Below are 2,367 nucleotides of genomic sequence, written 5' to 3' on the forward strand. Positions count from 1 at the left end.
GGCAGCTGTGCCTGGGCGGCGAGCAGCAGGCGCTGTTCCTGGTGCAGTTCGACGCCGGGCAGGGCGGTGAGGTGTTTTTCGGCGAGGAACACCACGCAGGCTTCCCGCAGCCACTGGTCTTGCTCGGCAGTGATGCCGTCGAGGAACGTCAGGTGATGGCGCACCCGCTGCCACGTTTCATCGGCAATCGGGTGCTTGGCCAGCAGGCGCCGGCGACGCCAGGCGCTGAGGGACCACATCGCAGGTTACTGCGGCTTGGCTTCGGTGGAATTGCGGCCAAAGCGGCTGCGGAACACACCGATGATCATCGGTACCAGCGACAGCAGGATGATGAACACCACCAGCAGCGACAGGTTTTTCTTGATGAACGGCACGTTGCCGAAGAAGTAGCCCAGGGTTACCAGGCCGCCGACCCAGAGGACGGTGCCGAACACGCTGAAACCGAAGAAGCGCGGGTAAGGCATTTTCGCGATACCGGCGACGAACGGCGCAAACGTGCGCAGGATCGGCAGGAAGCGCGCCAGGGTCACGGTTTTGCCGCCGTGCTTGTCGTAGAAGTCGTGGGTTTTTTGCAGGTAGTCGCGGCGGAAGATCTTCGAGTTGGGGTTGCTGAACAAGCGTTCCCCGGCCGTTCGTCCGATCACGTAGTTGGTACTGTCACCCAGGATGGCCGCGAGCATAAGCAGGCCGCCCAGCAATATCGGGTCCATGCCGCCGCCCGCTGCAACAGCGCCGGCGATGAACAGTAAGGAATCACCCGGCAGAAACGGCATGACCACCAGGCCGGTTTCGCAAAAGATAACCAGGAACAGAATGGCGTAGATCCACACTCCGTAGTTTCTCACCAGCATGTCGAGATACACGTCGAGATGCAGGATAAGGTCGAGCGGGTTGAAATCCATGGAGGGCACCTGTGTGAATGGCCTGGCTCAGCGGGCCTGTGCGGAGGCTTCGGGTAATAAGGGCTACAAGGTTGTGGCGTAATTCTTACGACCCTGAAAGGTCCGCATTATACGGATAGAGTTGTGAAAAGCGTGCTGGTTTTGTAGCGGGGAATGTCGCGACTTCGATCTGATTGTAGACACAGCGTCAGTGTGGGAGGGGGCTCCCACAACAGATGTATGAGGTTTGGTTAATAGTTGTCAGTCATCGCTGATCGCAAGCACGTAATTCTTGAACTCGGTGTCTTCCCGAAAACCGATGGACTCATAGGTTTTCCGCGCCACCTGGTTGTCACTGCTGGTGGACACACGCAGGCGCACGGCTTGAGTTTCCTTGGCCATCTTCTTCGCGGTACGCATCAGGTTGTCGGCCACCAACTGCCGGCGTGCGTCTTCGGCGACGTAGATGTCGTTGAGGATCCACACCCGCTTGAGGGACAACGATGAAAAGCTTGGATACAGCTGGCAGAAACCGAGCAGTTTCTTGTCGTCATCGTCGGCCAGCGCCAGGTAGATCACGGACTCCTTGCGGCGCAGGCGTTTTTCCAGGAAGGCGCGGCTCGAATCAGGAAACGGCAGCGCGCCGTAAAACTCGCGGTATTTGACGAAAAGCGGGGTCAACAGGTCCAGGTGTTCCAGGGTCGCTTGAGTAATCCGCATGCCAGGCCTCAACTTCCAAATGGGGTATGACCACACAAGCGGCCGTGTCTCGATGCTGCCTAAAGCAGAGAAAAAGCGCAATCGTGCAGGGATCAGTCCTTCGGTGGGCTGAGCAGGAAGTTTCCTTTCATCAGGTCGGGATCATCCGACTCGAGGGTTTGTACCTGCGCTTCATCCTTGAGGTTGACCCCCGACAACTGCCGGCGACAGGCCTCCCGCATCAAGTAAAGCAGGCGGTGAGCGGCCATGCCGTAGCTCAAGCCTTCCAGGCGCACATTGGAGATGCAGTTGCGGTAGGCGTCGGTGAGGCCGACCTTGGGGTTGTAGGTGAAATACAGCCCCAGGCTGTCCGGCGAGCTGAGCCCCGGCCGCTCGCCGATCAGGATCACCACCATTTTTGCCCCGAGCAACTGGCCGACTTCATCCGCGACGGCGACACGGCCCTGCTCCACCAGAATCACCGGTGACAGCGACCAGCCTTCAGCGTGGGTTTGTTCCTCCATGCGTGTAAGAAACGGCAACGTATGTTTATGCACCGCCAGGGCCGACAAGCCATCGGCCACCACCACCGCCAGGTCCACGCCGCCGGGGTTGGCTTCGGCATAGTCCCGCAGGGCCTGGGCGGATTCATCACTGAGGCGGCGCCCAAGGTCCGGGCGTTGCAGGTAGCTGTGGCGGTCGACGGCGGCGCTGTGCAGCAACAGGCTGTCGCGGCCGCGCTCCGCCAGTTGGCTGCTGAGTCCTGCATGATCAAACGGCAGGTGTA

At 59.9% G+C, this 2,367-nt stretch carries 4 protein-coding genes; all 4 read right to left on the minus strand.

The features are described 5' to 3' along the window. Positions 1 to 239: zinc-dependent peptidase (locus HX846_RS34430; protein ID WP_178967173.1), on the minus strand; the 239-nt coding region annotated here is incomplete at its 3' end. A 6-nt stretch (positions 240 to 245) separates the two neighbouring features. Next, positions 246 to 902, minus strand: a complete 657-nt coding sequence (locus HX846_RS34435) for a DedA family protein (protein ID WP_008436520.1) — start codon at positions 900 to 902, stop codon at positions 246 to 248. 240 nt (positions 903 to 1,142) lie between these two features. After that, positions 1,143 to 1,601: an N-acetyltransferase gene (locus HX846_RS34440; RefSeq protein WP_178967174.1), complete on the minus strand. Its 459-nt coding sequence runs from the start codon at positions 1,599 to 1,601 to the stop codon at positions 1,143 to 1,145. Between the two features lie 92 nt (positions 1,602 to 1,693). Then, the coding region (gene eutC / locus HX846_RS34445) for an ethanolamine ammonia-lyase subunit EutC (RefSeq protein WP_178967175.1) at positions 1,694 to 2,367 on the minus strand (674 nt) is incomplete at its 5' end.

It is taken from the genome of Pseudomonas sp. K5002, assembly GCF_013386655.1.
Lineage (GTDB): Bacteria > Pseudomonadota > Gammaproteobacteria > Pseudomonadales > Pseudomonadaceae > Aquipseudomonas.